This is a genomic window from Rhizobium sp. WYCCWR 11152, assembly GCF_013087615.1.
GTDB lineage: Bacteria > Pseudomonadota > Alphaproteobacteria > Rhizobiales > Rhizobiaceae > Rhizobium > Rhizobium indicum.
In genome coordinates this window covers 581806-600160 of record NZ_JABFCP010000009.1, presented here as the reverse complement: position 1 = coordinate 600160, position 18355 = coordinate 581806, and the positions used below count along the sequence as shown (strand labels likewise).

Sequence of the window (18355 nt, the reverse complement as noted above, 5' to 3'; positions counted from 1 at the left end):
AGGAATAAAACCGTGACCATCACGATTACGACAGCCCCCTGCTGCTGGGGCGTGGACGACGTCAACAATCCAAACCTTCCCGCCTGGCAGCGCGTCTTCGACGAGGCGGCAGCGGCCGGCTACGGCGGCCTCGAACTCGGGCCTTATGGTTACGTGCCGCTCGATGATGCGCTCGTTACAAAGGCGCTCACCGAGCGCAATCTCTTCATCGTCGCCGGCACGATCTTCGACGATCTCGTCTCTCCTGAAAATCGCGAGACGTTGCTGCGGCAGACGGAGGAAATCTGCGCCGTCATCACCAGGCTGCCGCAGCCGGAACAGCTGGCAGGCCAGCGGTTCAGGACCCCCTATCTCACGGTCATGGACTGGGGGCACGACGAACGGGACTATGCCGCCGGCCATTCCGATCGTGCGCCGCGTCTCGACGACAAGGCTTGGGCCGGGATGATCGCCAATATCACGGCGATCGCCGAACTCGCTCAGCGCAAATACGGCGTGCGCGCCGTCATCCACCCGCATGCGGGTGGCTATATCGAATTTGCTGATGAGATCGAGCGGGTGGCAGGTGACATTCCGCAGGAGGTCGCCGGCTTCTGCCTCGACACCGGCCATAGCTACTATGCCGGCATGGATCCCGTCGAGATGCTTCGCCGCTATGCCGACAGGCTCGACTACGTCCACTTCAAGGACATCGACCAGGCCGTCTTCGACCGTGTGCTTGGCGAGAAGATCCGCTTCTTCGAGGCCTGCGGACAGGGCGTCATGTGCCCGATCGGCCGCGGCGTCATCGACTACCCCGCCGTCAAGCGAACGCTCGAGGAGATCGGCTATCACGGCTTCATCACCGTCGAGCAGGAGCGTGATCCGAGGAATGTCGCCGGCAGCCTCGAAGATGTGAAGCAAAGCCGCGATTACCTCAGGTCGGTTGGTTTTTAGGGAAAAGATGATGACGAATGACAGGCGAAAGCCGATCCGTTGGGGCATGGTCGGCGGCGGCAAAGGCAGCCAGATCGGTTATATCCATCGCTCGGCGGCGCATCGCGACGACGTTTTTGCCCTTGCGGCGGGCGCCTTCGATATCGATCCGGAACGCGGCCGCGCCTTCGGCGTCGATCTCGGGCTCGACGAAGCCAGGAGCTACCGGGACTATGCGGCGATGTTTGCGACTGAGGCCAGGCGGGCTGACGGCATCGAGGCCGTGTCGATCGCAACACCCAACAACACCCATTTCGCGATCTGCAAGGCAGCACTCGAACATGATCTGCATGTGATCTGCGAAAAGCCGCTCTGCTTCACGATCGCCGAAGCCGAAGAGCTGAAGGCGCTTTCCGAGGCGCGCGGCCGGATCGTCGGCGTGACTTATGGTTACGCCGGCCATCAAATGATCGAACAGGCGCGCGCCATGGTCAGGAATGGCGATCTCGGCGAGATCCGCATCGTCAACCTGCAATTCGCCCATGGTTTCCATAGTGCTGCGGTGGAGGAGCAAAACCCCTCGACGCGCTGGCGCGTCGATGCGAAATTCGCAGGTCCCAGCTATGTCCTTGGCGACGTCGGGACCCACCCGCTTTATATCGCCAAGGTCATCCTGCCGCACCTAAAGATCAGGCGTCTCCTCTGCACCCGCCAGAGCTTCGTCAAAAGCCGCGCGCCGCTCGAAGACAATGCGGTGACCCTGATGGAATATGATAATGGCGCAATCGCCACCATCTGGTCGAGCGCCGTCAATGCCGGCTCCATGCACGGCCAGAAGATCCGCATCGTCGGCTCGAAGGCCAGTATCGAATGGTGGGACGAGCGGCCGAACCAGCTCTCCTACGAGATCCAGGGCGAACCGGCCCGTATTCTCGAGCGTGGGATGGACTATCTCTATCCCGAGGCCAGGATCGACGACCGGATCGGCGGCGGCCACCCGGAAGGTCTCTTCGAAGCCTGGGCGAACCTCTATCGCCGCTTCGGCTTTGCCATCAACAGAGAGCGCGGCCTCGCCCCTGCGGGGATCGAAGAGCTCGTCTTTCCCGATGTCGATGCCGGACTGGAAGGCGTGCGCTGGGTCGAAAACTGCGTACGGTCCGCCGACGCCGGCGGGATCTGGCTGGACTACCGCTAGGTCGTGAACTGCGGTGCGGCGCTGTGCTCAGATAAGCGGGTCGTCATCTTCCGCCGCCTGCGGCGCGCGGCGACGCGTGCTGTCGTTGGCGGCTTTCTTGGGCCCCTCGGCGGCTGCCTCGCGGATTTTCTTGACGCTTTCGCCGGCGTCTTCTGCGGCTGGCTGCGGGTCGTTCTTTTTCACGAAACGGATCATGGGTCATTTCCTACTTTAACAGTGGGCGCGCTCCGCACATACATCGGAGCGCTCTGGAAAAACGGTGTCAGACGGCAAGCGCAGTGGCGCAGCCTTGGACACTTCGGCTATCGGCTGAAGTCTGGCCGGGCATGGTCGCCCAACCGCCGGCTTCAACGAACTGACGCTGCTTGTAGCCTTCGGTAATCGCCTTGAACTCGGTCAGTTTAGCGCTCGCATCCGGCGCCGCCTTGAATCGCTCGACGCAGATGGCCGACGCCAGTTCTCCGCGTGCGGTTTCGCTGGCGGCGGCTGCCGCTTTGCTTGATGTGCCGCCTGTGACCCAACCTCCCCAGCTGAAGCCGATGATCATCGTGGCGATCGCCGTGACGACGCAGGCCCAGGCGAGAAGCGTCTTGGACGGCTGGTAACTGTCGAAACGCTGGGTGATCGATGTCTTGCTGCTGCTCTGTACGGACATTGGAATTCTCCCTGTCTGTTATTCGGGTTGTGCCGTCCGGCGACGCCGGAACGGTCAAGCTGGCCTCAGTATCCCATAGCGCCCATGCCGCCATTTCCGGCAGCAGGCGCAGAATCTTTCGCGGGAATGTCGGCGATCATCACCTCGGCGGTGATCAGCAGCGCCGCGATCGAACCAGCGTCCTGCAGAGCGGTGCGCACGACCTTGGCAGGATCGACGATGCCGGCCTCGATCATATCGACATAGGTCTCCGTCTGTGCGTCGAAGCCCTGATTGTGATCATTGCTGTCGGCGAGTTTGCCGACGACGATGGAGCCTTCGAACCCGGCATTGTCGGCGATCTGCCGGATCGGGGCTTCGAGCGCCCTCAGCACGATCGAGATGCCCGCCGTCACGTCGGCGTTCTCCCCGGTCAGGCCCATGAGCGCCGACTTGGCGCGCAACAGTGCCACGCCGCCGCCGGGCACGATGCCCTCCTCGACCGCCGCACGGGTGGCATTCAGCGCATCGTCGATGCGGTCCTTCTTTTCCTTGACCTCCGTCTCGGTCGCGCCACCGACGCGGATGACCGCGACGCCGCCGGCGAGTTTCGCCAGGCGTTCCTGCAGTTTTTCCTTGTCGTAGTCGGAGGTGGTGTCCTCGATCTGCGCCTTGATCTGCTGGATGCGCGCCTGGATGGCCGCTTTGTCGCCGGAGCCGTCGATGATCGTGGTGCTTTCCTTGTCGATCAGCACGCGCTTGGCGTGGCCGAGCATATCGAGCGTGACGTTCTCGAGCTTGATGCCGAGATCCTCGGAAATCATCTGGCCGGCGGTCAGCACGGCAATGTCTTCGAGCATCGCCTTGCGGCGATCGCCGAAGCCCGGTGCCTTGACGGCTGCGACCTTCAGGCCGCCGCGCAGCTTGTTGACGACAAGCGTCGCCAGCGCCTCGCCTTCGACGTCCTCCGAGATGAGGAGCAGCGGTTTGCCGGTCTGTACGACGGCTTCCAGGATCGGCAGCATCGCCTGCAGGCTGCCGAGTTTCTTCTCGTGAACGAGGATATAGGGTTCCTCCAGTTCCACGCGCATCTTCTCGGCATTGGTGACGAAATAGGGCGAGAGATAGCCACGATCGAACTGCATGCCCTCGACGACATCGAGTTCGGTCTCGGCGGTTCGCGCCTCTTCGACTGTTATGACGCCCTCATTGCCGACCTTGTCCATCGCACTGGCGATCATCTCGCCGATGGCGGCGTCGCCATTGGCGGCAATGGTGCCGACCTGCGCGATCTCGCCTGATGACTTGACCTTCATCGCCCTCGCCTTGATTTCCTTGACGACGGCGATAACGGCGAGATCGATGCCGCGCCTCAGATCCATCGGGTTCATGCCGGCAGCGACGAGCTTTGCGCCTTCGCGGAAGATGGAGGCGGCGAGCACCGTTGCCGTCGTCGTGCCGTCGCCGGCAAGGTCATTGGTCTTCGAAGCCACCTCGCGCACCATTTGCGCGCCCATGTTTTCGAACTTGTCTTCGAGCTCGATCTCCTTGGCGACGCTGACGCCGTCCTTGGTAATGCGCGGTGCGCCATAGGCCTTGTCGATGACGACGTTGCGACCCTTCGGGCCAAGCGTCACCTTGACGGCATTGTTGAGCAATTCGACGCCGCGCAGCAGGCGGTCGCGCGCGTCGGTGGAGAACCTGATTTCCTTGGCAGACATGATATTTCTTCCCAGTTCGGTCTTGAGTTGCGGGTCACAAATTCGACCCTCAGGCGGCTTTGCCGGCGGCCGCTTCGGTCTTTTCGACGATGCCCATGATGTCGGTCTCCTTCATGATCAAAAGGGTTTCGCCATCGATCGTGACCTCGCTCCCCGACCATTTTCCAAACAGAATGAGATCGCCGACCTCGACATCGAGCGGGACGAGATTACCGCCTTTGTCGCGCAGGCCCGGGCCGACTGCGACCACTTCGCCTTGCTGCGGCTTCTCCTTGGCGGTGTCTGGAATGATGATCCCGCCCTTGGATTTGACATCGCCTTCCGCACGTCGAATGACGACGCGGTCGTGAAGTGAACGGAATTTCATAGAGGTCTTTCTGCTGCCGGCGCGTAGGGCGGCTGCAATTCATAAATAGCACTCGTGGCACTCGATTGATAGGAGTGCCAAGAAATATTGTTCACGCGGGGAATTTCTTTAAAAATTCAGGAAATCAATTTGAGCGGATATTTTGTAATAATCAGGAAATGAATAGAATTTTCACGCCATCGCGCTCAATTTTATTTAACGTGTCGTTGAGTTAATTTAGCGTTTTTCATAGATAAATCCGAATTATCTTGATTTAAACTCAATCGAGGCGCAATGATAGGTCTCGTCGATTTGGCCGACTTGGCTTCGCGGTGTCAGAGACCTACGACCCGCCATCACCACTGAATATTCGATAGCAATCTATGACGTCGTTCCGGCGTTGATTTCGCCTATTCCGATCCGGAATGAGCTTGGCGCTGACCGCGGATGTACCGGCAGCATCGAGTTCGTCCGGTTCGGATCTCAACGATACAGGAAACGCATCGGTGTCTTCCTGCAGAGGCCTCAGCCGTGACCAGTCGCACCACACAAACCGTCGTCCGCTTTTCATCCCCGTTCCGCCTGCCCGGTTTCGACGGGGCGCAGCCAGCCGGAGAATACCGCGTCGATTATGACGAGGAATTGATCGATAGCGTTTCCAGGCTTGCCTGGCGACGGGTCGGCGCCTTCATCCACCTGCCGGCGATCGCCACGCAGAGTTCGACGCAGCAGATGATGCCTATCCCCCTGTCAGCTCTCGAAACCGCGCTCGAAAAGGACCACAAACCGTCATGACCGCTACGCGCATCCCGCAACGCAATGGACGCTCGATCCGGCGCGAAGCAGCAACGCATATCTTCAAAGTGGGGCAGACTGTCCGAGTGAAGGACGGGTTCCTGGTCGTTCCCTCGAAGCTCCCCGACACATACCGCATTACCGCCACGCTGCCTCCGAGAGGAAATGTGCTGCAATACCGCATCCGCAGCGACGATGAACGTCATGAGCGCGTCGCGACGGAAGACAGTCTGGAACTGGTAAACCTATCGCCCGCCGGCAGCGGCGCAACACTGATCGAGAGGACGTTTGGCCATGGCCACGGCCCGAATGACGAAAGGTTGACATCGTGAACAGCCATGAAGACGAAGCCGAACGAAGACGGAATGCCTTTGCCGTCGGCACATCGGAAAACAAATGTGGCGCTTCCGGCCGCTACTCCATGGAGATCGAACACGACCGCCGGATCGAATCCGCCCGTTCGTCGACCGTCTATCGTGTCTCAGCAAACGTTCCAGTGCATGCCGACCATGCCGTGATCGGCAAGAGCCGTTCGCAGGCCGGGAAAGACATGATGTCCTTCAATCTTCTCAACATAGGATACCGGAAGGAATGGCTGAGGCTGTCGGACGCCGCCCGGAGTGAGACCCCGCCGGTTCAACCATGGCGCTAGCCTTTCTGAACCAAAGCCGCAGCTTCGATGCGGCGAGAAATGCTGTGCGCTTCGTCGGCCATGACGGCATGTTCCAGGTGTTGTTCTTCATCGAGGTTGGCGCGCTGGCGAAATCCGACATGACATTGCAAAGAACCGAACCCTCGGAAACGAGGTGGCTTTCGGCGTTCGACGCCCTGCGCAACTCCATTCAGGACGTGGCACACAAAGCCTATTCCTACCGCCGCCGCGCCTTCTATACTCTAACTGCGGCGGATTTCCGCTAAGCGGATCCGGACGCGCGGGAACGCTCCATGTTGATCCGTTACGGCTATGAAATCACGCTGACCTGCCCGCAGCCGACCGCATTGGTATGCCTGTTGTCGGTTCATGATGATCGTGCGGCCGACATCAGAATTCCGGAAACGGTCTTCACCACCCCTGATGTTCCAACTTCGACTTATCGCGACCTCTTCGGTAACCGGTGTCTTCGGCTGGTTGCCCCGGCGGGCGACCTGACCATATGGGGCGATGCGACGATCGAAGACGACGGCGAACCGGACAGGTCGCTGCCAGGCGCCAGGGAACTCCCGGTTTCGGAGTTGCCGGATGATTGCCTCGTCTACCTGATGGGCAGCCGCTATTGCGAGACGGATCGTCTCAGTCAAATTGCTTGGGATATGTTCGGCACCGTCTCACCCGGCTGGGGCCGCGTTCAGGCGATCTGCGACTTCGTTCACGGCCATATCCAATTCGACTATCTGCAGGCGCGATCGACGCGGACAGCCTTCGAGGCGTTTCACGAACGTGTCGGCGTTTGTCGCGACTTTGCGCATCTCGCGGTGGCGTTGTGCCGGTGCCTCAACATTCCTGCCCGATATATCAATGGCCATCTCGGCGACATCGGTATTCCCGTCGTCGATCCGATGGACTTCAGCGCCTGGATCGAGGTCTTCCTCGACGGTGCATGGCATGCATTCGATCCGCGCAACAACACGCCGCGGATCGGTCGTATCATCGTCGCACGCGGGCGCGACGCCGCCGACATACCGCTCATCAATTCCTTCGGACCGCATGTGCTGAAGGCGTTTCGAGTCTGGACCTATGAGGTGACGAACCTGGAGCAGATGCAAAGCGTCGCCGAAGGCGCTGTTTAGAACGAGAACTGGACGGATGCGGCAATGTCCGGCCTCAGGCTTTGCCGCAGGCGCCAGCTGTCGCAGGATTGCCTCTCCCACACACTTTGGCGCGACGTGCTTTAGAACGGCGGTTGAAAGATGTCGGCGTCGTGCCATCTTGGGTGTGAGCAGTCATTAGCGGAAGATAAGGAGTTTCGCAGTCCATGTTCGATCATATTTCCATCGGCGTAAAAGACCTGGAAAGAGCCCGCCGTTTCTACGATGCGGCGCTGGCGCCGCTCGGATATGAGCGCCTGTCCAATTTCGACACCACGATCGGCTACGGCCCGGACACGGTCGGGCTCTGGGTGATGCAGGTCGAACAGCCTGTTGTTGCCGACATGCGATCGGGGCTGCATTTCTGCTTCGTCGCGCCTGATGAGGCGGCGGTCGATGCCTTTCACGCGGCGGCCGTCGCATCCGGCGGCACGGATAATGGTGAACCGGGTGTGCGGCCGGATTATGGGCGCTTCTATTACGCCGCCTTCATCATCGACCCGGACGGCTACCGCCTCGAAGCGTATTTTCACAAAGGCGAGCTATAACGGACCGTCAGGCAGCGGCTCTCGGAATGGATACGCAGCAGCCGGAGGCTTCGAGCGCTCTATTGGCTACATCGATGAACAGGCGACGGAACCAGCGCGCCCGGCCGTCCGTCTGGTCGACTCGGCGATAAAGCATCGTCACGGGATCGGCCGGCAGCGAAAGCGGCGGCTCGCAAAGCATCAGCCCATGTAACTGCGCCATGCAGCGACCGATCGATTCCGGCACGGTGGCAATGGCGGGCATCGCCTTCAGCACCATCGGCAGAGCGGAAAAGCGCGGGACGGTCGCCACCACCTGTCTCACATCGCCGGTGCGGTTCAGCGCCATATCGATACCGGTCGAGGTGTTGCCTTCGAACGAGACGGTGACATGCGCGACATTGGCGAAATCCTTGAGGCTCAACGGCGCCTTCAGCCCGAGCTGAGCTTCATCGTAGATGCAGATCGAGACTTGGTCGAACAGCGGCGCGCGAATGTGCCAGGAGGCGGGCTCGTCGTGCATCGCAACGCTGAAATCGAAGACGCCTTCATCCAGCCGGCGTGCGGCATCGCGCTTTTCGGAAGCGATACCGATCAGCCGGGCGCCGGGTGAAAGCTGGAGAAGACGGGCGGCAAGCGGGCCGAAGAAGGCCGATTCCAGATTGTCGCACATGCCGATGCGGAACTCGCCCTGCCAGCTTGCCGGATCGAACTCGGCCTGCGGGCGGATGGCGCGCTCGATGCCCGACAGCGCATCCTCGATCGCCGGGGCGATGGACAGGGCGCGCGGCGTCGGCTGCAGGCCGCGGCCGACACGTACGAATAGTTCATCGTCCAGCGCCTCGCGCAGGCGCCGCAAGGCAGCCGACAGACCCGGTTGGCCGAGCAGCAGCCGCTCGGCGGCGCGACTGACATTGCGCTCCTGCATCAGCACCGAAAAGGCCAGCAGGAGATTGAGGTCGATCTTGCGAAGGGTGACATCATTCATCATCGTCAGTAATACCTGGCATGGCTACTATCAATTTGCAATAGGAATGGAAGCTGTACATTTTCTCGTTCCCTGCCGCCCGGCAACCTCCCCCGATGAGGCGGCAGCAAAAAAGGAACGATTTCGATGACTCTTTCCAAATCGCCAAGCGGAGCGGGGCTGGCATTGCTGCTGCTCTGCGCCGCCAATTTCCTCGACGCCATGGACGTCTCCACCATCGGCGTTGCCTTACCTGCCATCCAGGCCGAACTCGGCATGGAGGCGACATCGCTGCAATGGGCCGTCAGCGCCTATGTGCTCGGTTATGGCGGCTTCCTGCTGCTCGGCGGCCGGGTCGCCGATGTCTTCGGCCATCGCCGCGTCTTCCTCTGGTCGCTGGCGATCTTTGCCGCCGCCAGCATCGCCGGCGGCTTCGTCAACAGCGGCCCGACGCTGATCGCCGCCCGATTGGTCAAGGGCATTGCCGCCGCCTTCACCGCGCCTGCGGCGCTTGCGCTGCTGCTCTCCGTCTTCGGCGAGGGAACGGCACGGGCAAGGGCGCTCGGGGTCTTCTCCTCCACCGGCGCCGCCGGCTTTGTGCTCGGCATGGTGCTCGGTGGTGCTGCGACGATTATCAGCTGGAGGGCGACACTGGTCATGGGCGCGCCCGTCGCCATCCTGACGCTTTTTGTTGCGCCACTGGTGCTGCCCGCCGACCCGAAAAGGACAGGACCGCGGCCGGCCTTCGACTGGGCCGGCGCGCTAACAATCACCCCCGGGCTGCTGCTCTTCGTCTTCGGCATCACCAATGCCGCGGCCGCCGGCTGGCAGGCTTTTGCGACCTGGGGTTCGCTCGTCGCGTCGCTGGCGCTGATCCTGCTCTTCCTCGTGGTCGAAGCGCGCCATGCCGATCCAATGGTGCCGCTCGGCATGTTCCGCCGGGCCAAGCTCCGGCATGCCAATGCCATTGCCGCCCTCTTCCAGGGCGCCTATGTCGGCTTCCAGTTCCTGGCGACGCTCTATTATCAGAACGTCCTCGGCTGGTCGGCCTTCACCACCGGCTTCTGCTTTGCGCTTGGCGGCGTCTTCGTGATGTTCCTGGCGCCACGTTTTGCGACGCTCGCGCAAAATCGCGGCGCCACCGGGCTGATGGCGGCGGGTGTCGGCCTGCAGGCGTTCAGCTATATCTTCTGGGTGACCGCACTCGGACATGTCGACCCGATCCTGCTCGTGCTGTTCTCGCAGATCCCGCTCGGCCTCGGCTACGCCATGACCTACCCCTCGGTACAGGTCGCGGCCCTTTCCGACGTGGAGGACGACAAGTCGGGGCTCGCCTCCGGACTGCTCTTCGCCTCCTTCCAGATCGGCGGCGGCATCGTGCTTGCGGCGGCCTCGGCAGTCTTCGGCGCCGCACCGCATTTCGGCTGGAACCCCTATGTCGCCGGCATCGCTTTCGTGGCGCTGCTTGCGGTGGCGATTACCCTGCTTGCAGCCGCCGGTCCGCGGACGTCGGCCGCCCGGAGACCCAGCTATCAGGCGGCGGAATGACCGTTATCGGCCCGCACCCTGACAGGTGCGGGCTGCTCATGAACCGGAGCGACAGCTGCAAAGAATCCCGTTGCGTTGCCTGGGTGAAAGGCGCATGGTCGCAACTTCGGCAGCCAGTGTAAGGGCGCTGCCGACTGAGGGTTTTTATACCCTTGCCCCGATGAAAGGAGGACCGATGTCTTCCACTTTCGAAAAGTCGCATCTGACTTCGTCCGATCTCGACATGCTGCAAGGCGTGCTCGACGATGCCGGCTACGACGCCAAAATCCTGATCGGCAACGAACGTGTCTTCAACGTCGCCGCCATACTATTGATCAGACTGTTCGAAGAGGGCGTCACCTCGCCGGCCATGCTCTCACAAGCGCTGGAACACCATTTCGGCAAGCTGAAGACGCCGCCGAAACCGGTAACCCCCGTCTTTAACCGATATGCAATACAGGGATTGCCCCGCGAAAGACGCGCCGCCGGCTAGAGCATGATGCCGAAAAGTGTGAGCGGTTTTCGGACGACATCATGCTCTCACTGATGTTCTAGCGGCAAACGAGCCGCCCGGCTCCGAAGGAATATCGTGCGAAAAACCCTCTTGCTTTGTATCTGCGTCGCAGCGGCCGGTTATTTCGGATGGGTGCAATTCGGGGCTTACCAACAACGCGAGCAGGCTAGAGATCTTGCCGACATCGACAGGGAGCGCCGGGTGGCGCTCCTGGAAATCGATGGCTGCCGGGCAAAAGTGGATCTGCTTCTGTCGATGACAGACCGACTGCTCAAGGCCGGCGGCATGCTGGTGCCGCTCGATATCGGAAGGGACATCGAACTCTGTTTGGCCCGCGGCATCATGTCTGCATCAGGCCGCGCGGAGATGGAAAGAACGAAGCTGATCCGCCTGTTTCCCGTGAATGACTAAGCGCGTCGCAAGATTCATCCCTCGCGCTTTAGCCCTGTTGTTTCGCACGCCGTTATCGCTAAACCGCTGCCCAGTTTTGCGCGGCTCACTTTATCCCCTGTGGAAATATGGCTTTCCTGCGGCGGTGGCCTTAATGGCACCTCAATTTTACTCTATAAGGAGGGCTCGCTGATTTGGCCGATGCGGCATTTGCGGTGACCGGGTTTCCGGCCCCGCCATTTTCCCGATCGCGAAAGCATGGTGACGTCCCGTCTCAACGTCGGGTTTGGCTTTCGGTGACCTCTCCGGTCATCCGCCTCCAGACAGCGATGCGGTTTCAGCAGGCATCATTTTCATTCCATCCCTGCGGCCCGGTGTTGTCGGGTTGCCCCTCATGACGATCCCGCGATCTCCGATCGCGACCGACAAGCGGGGCGAATACCACGCAGGCTGCGGCTTTCAATTTCGATCTAAAGGGAGATTTTATCGATGGCAAAAGGACAGGTAAGAAGCAATCGCGAGGTCCGGAAGCCGAAGAAGGACAAGCAGGCAGCGAAGGTGGAAAGCACATTCGCCAATCAGATGAAGACGGCGACCAAAACCGCTCCGCAGGGCAGTGCTCCAAAGAAATAGAACCTCTTATCGAGCCCCCGCTCCGCCCCCGTGCGCATAACAGCGCAAGTGATAGCGCGTCTTGTCGGACGCGCCGCGCTCCGGCGTGACACCATCACCCATTGACATGTTTTCAGAAAAACAGGAATTGCTGTAACCATGACCACTCTTCATACGATGTACCACTTCGACTATCCGCTCTTCCTCATTCGTTCGGCCGTGGTGATTGCACTCGGCTTTTCGGCGATCGCCGCCTTTCACGGCGTCACTCTGTGATCGAATCTGCGCGCCGCAGCGAGTGCGAGGAAATCCAAGTGGCCCCTATGGGTGAGCCCGACGACAACCCGGAGCGATCCGAAAACCCGGATCGATCCGCGGAGCAAGCGGCGCTTTTCGCTGAAAAGCGCTGGCTGAAGATCCTTGCCGGATATCGCCAGCCGCGGGCCGGACGCAGCGCCTTCGAGCTTGCCGTCACCGTCGTCCCCTTCGCGCTGTTCTGGGCTGCCGCATGGGCAGCGGTTCATTACAGCTTCTGGCCAGGCCTGATCCTCGTCCTTCCCGCCGCCGCTTTCCTGCTCCGGCTGTTCATGATCCAGCATGATTGCGGCCACGGCTCGTTTTTCGCCCGTCGCCGCGTCGACGACTGGGTTGGACGCACGATCGGCATCCTGACGCTGACACCTTACGACTATTGGCGCCGCGCGCATGCGGAACACCACGCCTCGGCCGGGAACCTGGACGAGCGCGGCGTTGGCGACATCGAAACGCTGACGATCGCCGAATATAACGCGCTGTCGCGCTGGGGCCGGCTCGGCTATCGGCTCTACCGGCACCCGATCGTGATGTTCGGGATCGGACCGGCATGGCTGTTCCTCTTCAAGCAGCGCCTGCCTTTCGGCATGATGCGCTCCGGCGCCCTGCCCTGGATCTCGACCATGGCGACCAATCTTGCCATCGCAGTGGTCGCCGCGCTGCTGATCTGGGCGGTCGGGATCGTCCCCTTTTTACTGGTGCATCTTCCGACCGTGCTTCTGGCAGGTGCTGCCGGCGTCTGGTTGTTCTACGTCCAGCATCAATTCGAGGAAACACATTGGTCGAAGGAGCCGGACTGGCAGTTCCAGCATGCGGCCCTGCACGGCGCCTCGCATTACGACCTGCCGCCGGTGCTGCGCTGGATCACCGGCAATATCGGCATCCACCACGTACATCATCTGTCGAGCCGGGTGCCGTATTACCGGCTGCCGGAGGTGCTGCGAGATCATCCTGAGCTTGCCGATCTGGGCCGCATCACGCTCATGGAAAGCCTGCGTTGCGTCAAGCTGGTGCTGTGGGACGAACAGACGAAACGACTGGTCTCGTTTCGTGAGGCGGCGCGGCTTGCCGCAGCATGATGACGGGGCGTTAGAGCGGTTTAGCTTTCACGGAAGCGCAGAGCCGCTCTGACCTTTTGCCTGCATCCAATTCCAGGGAAAGCCGCCTCCTTCCCTGGAATTGTTTAGCGGTAGCCTGTCACATCCGCCGGCCTGCCCGGATCCTGCACTTCCACCATGTAGCGCCAGCAATCCGGCCGCGAACCGTCGATATCGTCGAAGCCATAGGTCTTGGCCACTCCGCCGCTCGACAGCGACTGGCCGTTCCAGCGGGCGCGGTCGGGGTCGGCGGCTATGGCCGCAACGGCCCGGCCGACGAAGCGCGGGGTTTCGGAAATGGCGAAATGCGGCTGCACCTTCGTCGCCTCGCGCCAGTTCTCCTCGCGAACACCATAAGCATCCAGCATCATTTCAGAACGCAGCCAGCCGGGCGTGATCGAAACGGCGGTGGCGCCGTGTTTTTCCAAATCTTGCGCATGTGCCCAGGCCATGCGGGTGACGCCTGTCTTGACCAGGTCGTAAAAGGGCGAGAGCCGGTAATGGGTGGCATTGTATTCGGCCGTGCCGTCGGTCATCTCCACCAGCAGCCCGCCGGGCCGCTCGATCATCAGCGGCAGGGCGTAATGGGCGGTGATCAGATGCGTCTCGATGCCGAGCTGCAGCATGCGCAGGCCCTTGTCCAGCGAATGCTCCCAGACGGCCTTGTCCCATTCGAACAGCTTCTCACAGCCCCAGATGTCGTTGACCAGAATATCGAGCCGGCCAGCTTCGCCGCGGATGCGGGCGACCAACGCCTCGACCTGTTGCTGGACGAGATGGTCCACCTGCACGGCAATGCCCTTGCCGCCGGCTGATGTCACCAGCTCGGCCGTCTCCTCGATCGTCTCCGGCCTGGCATACTCGGATTGCTGGGCGCGCGTCGTGCGCCCGGTCACGTAGACGGTGGCGCCGGCGGCACCAAGTTCCACCGCGATGCCTCGGCCGGCGCCGCGCGTAGCACCCGCCACCAAGGCCACTTTCTCCCGCAAGTTCGCTGTCACTTCTCCATCCTCCACGCTAGAACGGCCTTCATGCCGTAAGCACCCGGGTTTAGCTCTTGTTTTTACGCAATTCCGGACGGAAAACCGCTTCACACTTTTCCCGGAATTGCTCCAGCTGGCACTGCTTGTATATAAACGAATGATCGTTTACATTCGAAGCGAATGCAAGAGGAATTTCATGCCGCGTCGCCGCACAGTTTCCGATGAACAGCTTCTCGCCATGGTGCTGGCGCTGATCCACGCCGAGGGGCCGGATGCGGCGACCTTTGCGGCGGTGGCGAAAGCCAGCGGTCTTTCCGGCTCGACGCTGGTGCAGCGTTTCGCGACGAAAGCGGCGATGCTGCGCGCTGCGCTGCTTCACGCCTGGGACCGGCTGGATGCGGAAACGGCGCGGCTTGCCGGGAGCGTGGCGAAAACCCCGGAAGGCGCCGTCGCGCTGCTCGTCGGCCTGTCGCAGGATTACGGCGACAATGCCGCCGCCTATGGCGAGGGACTGCTGGTGCTTCGCGAGGACTTCCGCGATCCGGTGCTGCAGGCCCGGGGTGCAGCCTGGGGAACGGCGCTGACGAAAGCGATCGCACGCTGCTTCAGCTCGGCGAGCGATCCGGAGACGATCGCCCGGCTGATGCTGGCGCAATGGCAGGGTTCGCTCACCTGGTGGGGATTTGGCGCAGACGGCCCGGTGGCTGCCTATGTGGAGACGGAATTGAAGCGCTTCCTGACAGCAGTGAAGCCCTGATCCCCGCTTAGACTAACATTACAGCTGCATATAGTTGGAATATCTGAATCCATGGGTTTCCGTGATCCGTAGGTCATGGATGACAGGCGTATCGATTGAGGCGACGCTGGAGCTTTGGGCGTCTTCGTTGCGTGATGTGAAAGCGCGAATGCACCTCTGGCGCCTTGCAGCGGTTCAGGGCATCCTATGATGGCTGAAAGTTGTGTTTATGGCAGTTGGAGGAATGCCGATGCGCTGCTTTACCGTGCTTGGACCTTCGCAGACCGGAAAATCAACAGTCGTGGAAAAGCTCGGCTCCCTGGAAGGGGCGGCGAGAAAATCCAGCTCCCCTTATGGATTGAACCTCACAGAATTCACCTTTGGAAATGAGTCGTGGTGTGCGCTGGATGCGCCAGGACCCAATGAAGCGTTGGCGCATGCACAGCACGCGCTTCTCGCCAGCGACGCCTGCATCCTGTGCGTTTCATCGGCACCCGAGGAGGCTGTGCTCGCCGCGCCCTATCTGCGCGTAATCGAGGCCTCGGAGACGCCGTGCATCCTCTTCGTCAACCGGATGGACGAACCGAGAGGGCGGCTGAGGGACGTGATCGCCGCGCTTCAAGACTACGCCAACCACACGCTTTTGCTTCGCCAGATCCCGATCCGCGAGGGGGACAGGATCATAGGCAGTTGCGATCTGATTTCCGAACGGGCGTGGCGCTACCGGGAAGGCCAGACTTCGGCGCTGATCGCAATCCCCGAAAGCGCCGCCGAGCGCGAGCACGAAGCGCGCAGCGAGCTCCTGGAACACCTGTCCGAATTCGATGACTGGCTTCTCGAGGAACTGATCGAAGATCGCGAGCCGCCCAGCGACGCGCTCTATGCCATTTCATCGCGGGTTCTCAGGGAAAACAGGATTATTCCAGTCCTGATCGGTGCCGCAAGTCACGGCAACGGCATGATGAGGCTGATGAAGGCGCTGCGCCACGAGGCGCCGCCGGTGGGGGTTCTTCGACAGCGCCTGGCTCGTGCGGGCAATGTCGATGAAAACAAGCTGACCGCCGTGAGCTTCCATGCCTATCATCGCCAGAATGTCGGTAAGACAGTGCTCGTGCGCGCGCTTGGCGTGGGACTGCGGCAGGGCGCATCACTGGGCGGCTCCAGCCTCGGCGCCGTACAGCATCTCGCAAACGGGCGGTCCAATTCGGCGGTTGTGCCTGCGTCGGGGGATGTGTTTGCGACGGTCAAGTCCGACCACTTGCCCGTCCCTTCGCTGTTGACATCAGACGCGGTGGTCGCCCCGCCTGAATGGACGGAGCCACCCACGCCGATGCTTGAAAGGATCCTAATCCCAGGCAGCGAGCGCGATGAAAACAAGCTCTCCGAAACGCTGGCAAAACTTTCCGCGACGGATCGCGGCCTAACGGTCTTGCAGGAGGAAAGCACCGGCGCCCAGCTCGTCTGCGCCCAGGGGCCGGTGCATCTGCGCGATCTCTGCCGAACCCTGTCCGACGTGTTTCACATCGCCGTAACCGATCGAACGCCCAGCCCGATCTACCGCGAGACAATTGCGAAACCATCTGAGGTTCATTACCGTCACCGCAAACAGACCGGCGGTGCCGGACAGTTCGCGGATGTGAAGCTGAGCATTCGCCCCAATGAGCGCGGCCGGGGCTTCACCTTTAGCGAAACCGTCAAGGGTGGCGTCGTTCCGCGCAACTACATCCCTGCTGTCGAAGCAGGCGCGCGCGAAGCGATGGAGAAAGGGCCGCTAGGCTTCCAGGTCATCGATGTCGGCGTAACGCTGTACGATGGTCAGCACCATGCCGTCGACAGTTCGGAACACGCCTTCCGGACTGCGTCGAAAATGGGAGTGCGACAGGCGCTTTCCGAAGGGTCGGCCGTTTTAATGCAACCGGTCTTCCGCAGCGAAATTCACATTCCGTCGATCTATTCCGGCAGCCTCGTCCAGATCGTCTCCGCTCTCAAGGGTCAGGTTCTCGGCTTCGACCGGGATGAAACCGCTAAGGGATGGGACATCTTCCGGGCACTCATTCCGGGCGGCGCACTTGACGATCTGGCGCGGGCGCTGCGCTCGGCGACGCAGGGCATTGGTTACTTTTCCAAGACCTTCGATCACTTCGAGGAGTTATACGGCAAGGAAGCGGACGCCATCGTGAGGGCACACGAGGGACCAGGCGTCGCACACTGAAACGTTCGCGCCACTTCATGCTCGTTCGCAGAATGGGCTCATGTCGTTTGGCAGTTAACCGTGAGAATGCGCCGTTTCACGCTACCTATGGCATTTAATCTGAGATTCGCGGGAGCGATTATCGGCCACTAACCGCTTCTAATGCATCATGGCCTCTAATGCAGATCTCGATGCGGCCTTGGCGGTCATCAAAAGAAGAAATCCGTACGGCAAATCCGAAATCCGAACCCAATCAAGGAGGATTGAACATGCCTACGATCATCTACAAGAAACCCGGCTTACGTCCGAAGACCTGGCAACGGTCGTCGTATTCGCGGATAACGTCGCAAGGAACTGCTTCGACGAATTCCCCACCGGTGAATCGAAATCGGTCTCCGAATGCCTGTCGTCTAACATTACAGTTGCATTTTTGATTTGCGGTGGACTTGCCTTGCTGCGGCTTGATGCGCCCGTCGCCAAAGCGACCATGCGATGACGGATGAAGGTTCAATTCGCCGTCGTGCAAGGTGGGCAACTGTAATGTTAGGCGTCCTCATCGTCCTTCTCCTCGCCCACGGTCAGCGGCCAGTCGACGACGTAATCCTCGAGATCGTCGAGATCGATCTCATTTTCGTTGATCGCGCGGCCTCGCGCGGAAATGCCGGCGGCATGGACGGTCTCCGGGTCGCCGGAGACGAGCGGGTGCCACCAGTAGAGGTCGCGGCCTTCATTGACCAGCCGGTAGCCGCAGGTGGGCGGCAACCAGGCGATATCAGGCACATTTTCCTTGGTCAACTGCACGCAGTCCGGCACGAAATCCCAGCGGTTCTCATAGCTGGAGCAGCGACAGCTTTCGCCGTCGAGCAGCTTGCAGCTGACCGAGGTGAAATAGATATCGCCACTATCCCATTCCTCGATCTTGTTGAGACAACAGAGGCCGCAGCCGTCGCAGAGGCTTTCCCACTCGGCGACGCTCATTTCGGCAAGCGTCTTGCTCTTCCAGAAGGGCAGATCGTTCATCGTTCGTTTCTTGCAACAGCGACCCGCAAATTCGCGTGACCCTGATGCATCTCTCTTGTTATCAGCC

22 protein-coding genes are annotated in these 18355 nt (G+C 61.0%); 15 read left to right on the top strand and 7 right to left on the bottom strand.

What is annotated here, in order from left to right:
• Positions 1 to 12 precede the first annotated feature (12 nt).
• Both G9X67_RS18200 and G9X67_RS18195 read left to right on the top strand, forming a co-directional pair.
• Positions 13 to 936 (top strand): TIM barrel protein, encoded by a 924-nt coding sequence (locus G9X67_RS18200; RefSeq protein WP_171599369.1) that lies wholly within the window; start codon positions 13 to 15, stop codon positions 934 to 936.
• A gap of 7 nt (positions 937 to 943) precedes the next feature.
• Positions 944 to 2110 (top strand): Gfo/Idh/MocA family oxidoreductase, encoded by a 1167-nt coding sequence (locus G9X67_RS18195; protein ID WP_171599368.1) that lies wholly within the window; start codon positions 944 to 946, stop codon positions 2108 to 2110.
• A gap of 27 nt (positions 2111 to 2137) precedes the next feature.
• Here the strand turns inward: G9X67_RS18195 and G9X67_RS18190 are convergent, their stop codons facing one another.
• The 4 genes from G9X67_RS18190 to G9X67_RS18175 form a co-directional block, all read right to left on the bottom strand.
• Positions 2138 to 2305 (bottom strand): hypothetical protein, encoded by a 168-nt coding sequence (locus tag G9X67_RS18190; RefSeq protein WP_017959667.1) that lies wholly within the window; start codon positions 2303 to 2305, stop codon positions 2138 to 2140.
• A 67-nt stretch (positions 2306 to 2372) separates the two neighbouring features.
• Positions 2373 to 2765 (bottom strand): hypothetical protein, encoded by a 393-nt coding sequence (locus G9X67_RS18185; protein WP_171599367.1) that lies wholly within the window; start codon positions 2763 to 2765, stop codon positions 2373 to 2375.
• 65 nt (positions 2766 to 2830) lie between these two features.
• On the bottom strand, positions 2831 to 4465 hold the full coding sequence (groL, locus tag G9X67_RS18180; RefSeq protein WP_138328488.1) for a chaperonin GroEL: 1635 nt from the start codon (positions 4463 to 4465) through the stop codon (positions 2831 to 2833).
• 49 nt (positions 4466 to 4514) lie between these two features.
• The gene (locus G9X67_RS18175) at positions 4515 to 4832 is read right to left on the bottom strand and encodes a co-chaperone GroES (protein WP_138387716.1); all 318 of its coding nucleotides are present in this window, start codon (positions 4830 to 4832) and stop codon (positions 4515 to 4517) included.
• Positions 4833 to 5342: 510 nt separating this feature from the next.
• Here G9X67_RS18175 and G9X67_RS35050 point away from each other — a divergent pair.
• The 6 genes from G9X67_RS35050 to G9X67_RS18145 all read left to right on the top strand — a co-directional run bounded on the left by G9X67_RS35050 (position 5343) and on the right by G9X67_RS18145 (position 7960).
• A complete protein-coding gene (locus G9X67_RS35050; RefSeq protein ID WP_138328490.1) occupies positions 5343 to 5606 on the top strand; it encodes a hypothetical protein in 264 nt (87 codons plus the stop codon).
• On the top strand, positions 5603 to 5938 hold the full coding sequence (locus G9X67_RS18165; protein WP_138328491.1) for a hypothetical protein: 336 nt from the start codon (positions 5603 to 5605) through the stop codon (positions 5936 to 5938). Before G9X67_RS35050 ends, G9X67_RS18165 begins: the two co-directional genes overlap by 4 nt.
• Positions 5935 to 6258 (top strand): hypothetical protein, encoded by a 324-nt coding sequence (locus tag G9X67_RS18160; RefSeq protein ID WP_171599366.1) that lies wholly within the window; start codon positions 5935 to 5937, stop codon positions 6256 to 6258. Before G9X67_RS18165 ends, G9X67_RS18160 begins: the two co-directional genes overlap by 4 nt.
• A complete protein-coding gene (locus G9X67_RS18155; RefSeq protein ID WP_017959660.1) occupies positions 6249 to 6524 on the top strand; it encodes a DUF1488 domain-containing protein in 276 nt (91 codons plus the stop codon). Before G9X67_RS18160 ends, G9X67_RS18155 begins: the two co-directional genes overlap by 10 nt.
• Before the next feature lie 27 nt (positions 6525 to 6551).
• Positions 6552 to 7394 carry a transglutaminase family protein gene (locus G9X67_RS18150; protein WP_138328494.1) on the top strand — a complete coding sequence of 281 codons (843 nt, stop codon included), beginning with the start codon at positions 6552 to 6554 and terminating at the stop codon, positions 7392 to 7394.
• A 185-nt stretch (positions 7395 to 7579) separates the two neighbouring features.
• Entirely contained in the window at positions 7580 to 7960 is a 381-nt protein-coding gene (locus G9X67_RS18145) for a VOC family protein (protein ID WP_171599365.1), read from the top strand.
• A 7-nt stretch (positions 7961 to 7967) separates the two neighbouring features.
• Here the strand turns inward: G9X67_RS18145 and G9X67_RS18140 are convergent, their stop codons facing one another.
• The gene (locus G9X67_RS18140; protein ID WP_138328495.1) at positions 7968 to 8930 is read right to left on the bottom strand and encodes a LysR family transcriptional regulator; all 963 of its coding nucleotides are present in this window, start codon (positions 8928 to 8930) and stop codon (positions 7968 to 7970) included.
• Positions 8931 to 9053: 123 nt separating this feature from the next.
• On the opposite strand from G9X67_RS18140, the gene G9X67_RS18135 reads away from it, so the two are divergent.
• The 4 genes from G9X67_RS18135 to G9X67_RS18120 all read left to right on the top strand — a co-directional run bounded on the left by G9X67_RS18135 (position 9054) and on the right by G9X67_RS18120 (position 13340).
• On the top strand, positions 9054 to 10454 hold the full coding sequence (locus G9X67_RS18135) for an MFS transporter (RefSeq protein WP_171599364.1): 1401 nt from the start codon (positions 9054 to 9056) through the stop codon (positions 10452 to 10454).
• Between the two features lie 94 nt (positions 10455 to 10548).
• Positions 10549 to 10926 (top strand): hypothetical protein, encoded by a 378-nt coding sequence (locus G9X67_RS18130; protein WP_017993428.1) that lies wholly within the window; start codon positions 10549 to 10551, stop codon positions 10924 to 10926.
• Positions 10927 to 11022: 96 nt separating this feature from the next.
• Positions 11023 to 11358, top strand: coding sequence for a hypothetical protein (locus G9X67_RS18125; protein ID WP_138328497.1), 336 nt, complete (start codon positions 11023 to 11025; stop codon positions 11356 to 11358).
• 914 nt (positions 11359 to 12272) lie between these two features.
• Positions 12273 to 13340 (top strand): fatty acid desaturase, encoded by a 1068-nt coding sequence (locus tag G9X67_RS18120; RefSeq protein WP_138328972.1) that lies wholly within the window; start codon positions 12273 to 12275, stop codon positions 13338 to 13340.
• Positions 13341 to 13444: 104 nt separating this feature from the next.
• On the opposite strand, the gene G9X67_RS18115 is transcribed toward G9X67_RS18120, so the two are convergent.
• On the bottom strand, positions 13445 to 14359 hold the full coding sequence (locus tag G9X67_RS18115; protein WP_171599363.1) for an SDR family oxidoreductase: 915 nt from the start codon (positions 14357 to 14359) through the stop codon (positions 13445 to 13447).
• A gap of 178 nt (positions 14360 to 14537) precedes the next feature.
• On the opposite strand from G9X67_RS18115, the gene G9X67_RS18110 reads away from it, so the two are divergent.
• The 3 genes from G9X67_RS18110 (at position 14538) to G9X67_RS18100 (ending at position 17764) form a co-directional block, all read left to right on the top strand.
• A complete protein-coding gene (locus G9X67_RS18110; RefSeq protein ID WP_138387718.1) occupies positions 14538 to 15098 on the top strand; it encodes a TetR family transcriptional regulator in 561 nt (186 codons plus the stop codon).
• Between the two features lie 229 nt (positions 15099 to 15327).
• On the top strand, positions 15328 to 17289 hold the full coding sequence (locus tag G9X67_RS18105) for an elongation factor G (RefSeq protein ID WP_138328499.1): 1962 nt from the start codon (positions 15328 to 15330) through the stop codon (positions 17287 to 17289).
• Positions 17290 to 17437: 148 nt separating this feature from the next.
• Entirely contained in the window at positions 17438 to 17764 is a 327-nt protein-coding gene (locus G9X67_RS18100; protein ID WP_171599362.1) for a hypothetical protein, read from the top strand.
• Positions 17765 to 17811: 47 nt separating this feature from the next.
• On the opposite strand, the gene G9X67_RS18095 is transcribed toward G9X67_RS18100, so the two are convergent.
• Entirely contained in the window at positions 17812 to 18288 is a 477-nt protein-coding gene (locus G9X67_RS18095; RefSeq protein ID WP_017990827.1) for a YcgN family cysteine cluster protein, read from the bottom strand.
• Between the last annotated feature and the right edge of the window lie 67 nt (positions 18289 to 18355).

What these genes read in the sequence shown, in the direction of transcription:
- G9X67_RS18195 (WP_171599368.1), top strand. Translation starts at nt 944, where the DNA reads ATGATGACGAATGACAGGCGAAAGCCGATCCGTTGGGGCATGGTCGGC.
- G9X67_RS18190 (WP_017959667.1), bottom strand. Translation starts at nt 2,305, where the DNA reads ATGATCCGTTTCGTGAAAAAGAACGACCCGCAGCCAGCCGCAGAAGAC.
- G9X67_RS18185 (WP_171599367.1), bottom strand. Translation starts at nt 2,765, where the DNA reads ATGTCCGTACAGAGCAGCAGCAAGACATCGATCACCCAGCGTTTCGAC.
- groL (WP_138328488.1), bottom strand. Translation starts at nt 4,465, where the DNA reads ATGTCTGCCAAGGAAATCAGGTTCTCCACCGACGCGCGCGACCGCCTG.
- G9X67_RS18175 (WP_138387716.1), bottom strand. Translation starts at nt 4,832, where the DNA reads ATGAAATTCCGTTCACTTCACGACCGCGTCGTCATTCGACGTGCGGAA.
- G9X67_RS18165 (WP_138328491.1), top strand. Translation starts at nt 5,603, where the DNA reads ATGACCGCTACGCGCATCCCGCAACGCAATGGACGCTCGATCCGGCGC.
- G9X67_RS18155 (WP_017959660.1), top strand. Translation starts at nt 6,249, where the DNA reads ATGGCGCTAGCCTTTCTGAACCAAAGCCGCAGCTTCGATGCGGCGAGA.
- G9X67_RS18150 (WP_138328494.1), top strand. Translation starts at nt 6,552, where the DNA reads ATGTTGATCCGTTACGGCTATGAAATCACGCTGACCTGCCCGCAGCCG.
- G9X67_RS18145 (WP_171599365.1), top strand. Translation starts at nt 7,580, where the DNA reads ATGTTCGATCATATTTCCATCGGCGTAAAAGACCTGGAAAGAGCCCGC.
- G9X67_RS18140 (WP_138328495.1), bottom strand. Translation starts at nt 8,930, where the DNA reads ATGATGAATGATGTCACCCTTCGCAAGATCGACCTCAATCTCCTGCTG.
- G9X67_RS18135 (WP_171599364.1), top strand. Translation starts at nt 9,054, where the DNA reads ATGACTCTTTCCAAATCGCCAAGCGGAGCGGGGCTGGCATTGCTGCTG.
- G9X67_RS18130 (WP_017993428.1), top strand. Translation starts at nt 10,549, where the DNA reads ATGGTCGCAACTTCGGCAGCCAGTGTAAGGGCGCTGCCGACTGAGGGT.
- G9X67_RS18120 (WP_138328972.1), top strand. Translation starts at nt 12,273, where the DNA reads ATGGGTGAGCCCGACGACAACCCGGAGCGATCCGAAAACCCGGATCGA.
- G9X67_RS18110 (WP_138387718.1), top strand. Translation starts at nt 14,538, where the DNA reads ATGCCGCGTCGCCGCACAGTTTCCGATGAACAGCTTCTCGCCATGGTG.
- G9X67_RS18105 (WP_138328499.1), top strand. Translation starts at nt 15,328, where the DNA reads ATGCGCTGCTTTACCGTGCTTGGACCTTCGCAGACCGGAAAATCAACA.
- G9X67_RS18100 (WP_171599362.1), top strand. Translation starts at nt 17,438, where the DNA reads ATGGCCTCTAATGCAGATCTCGATGCGGCCTTGGCGGTCATCAAAAGA.
- G9X67_RS18095 (WP_017990827.1), bottom strand. Translation starts at nt 18,288, where the DNA reads ATGAACGATCTGCCCTTCTGGAAGAGCAAGACGCTTGCCGAAATGAGC.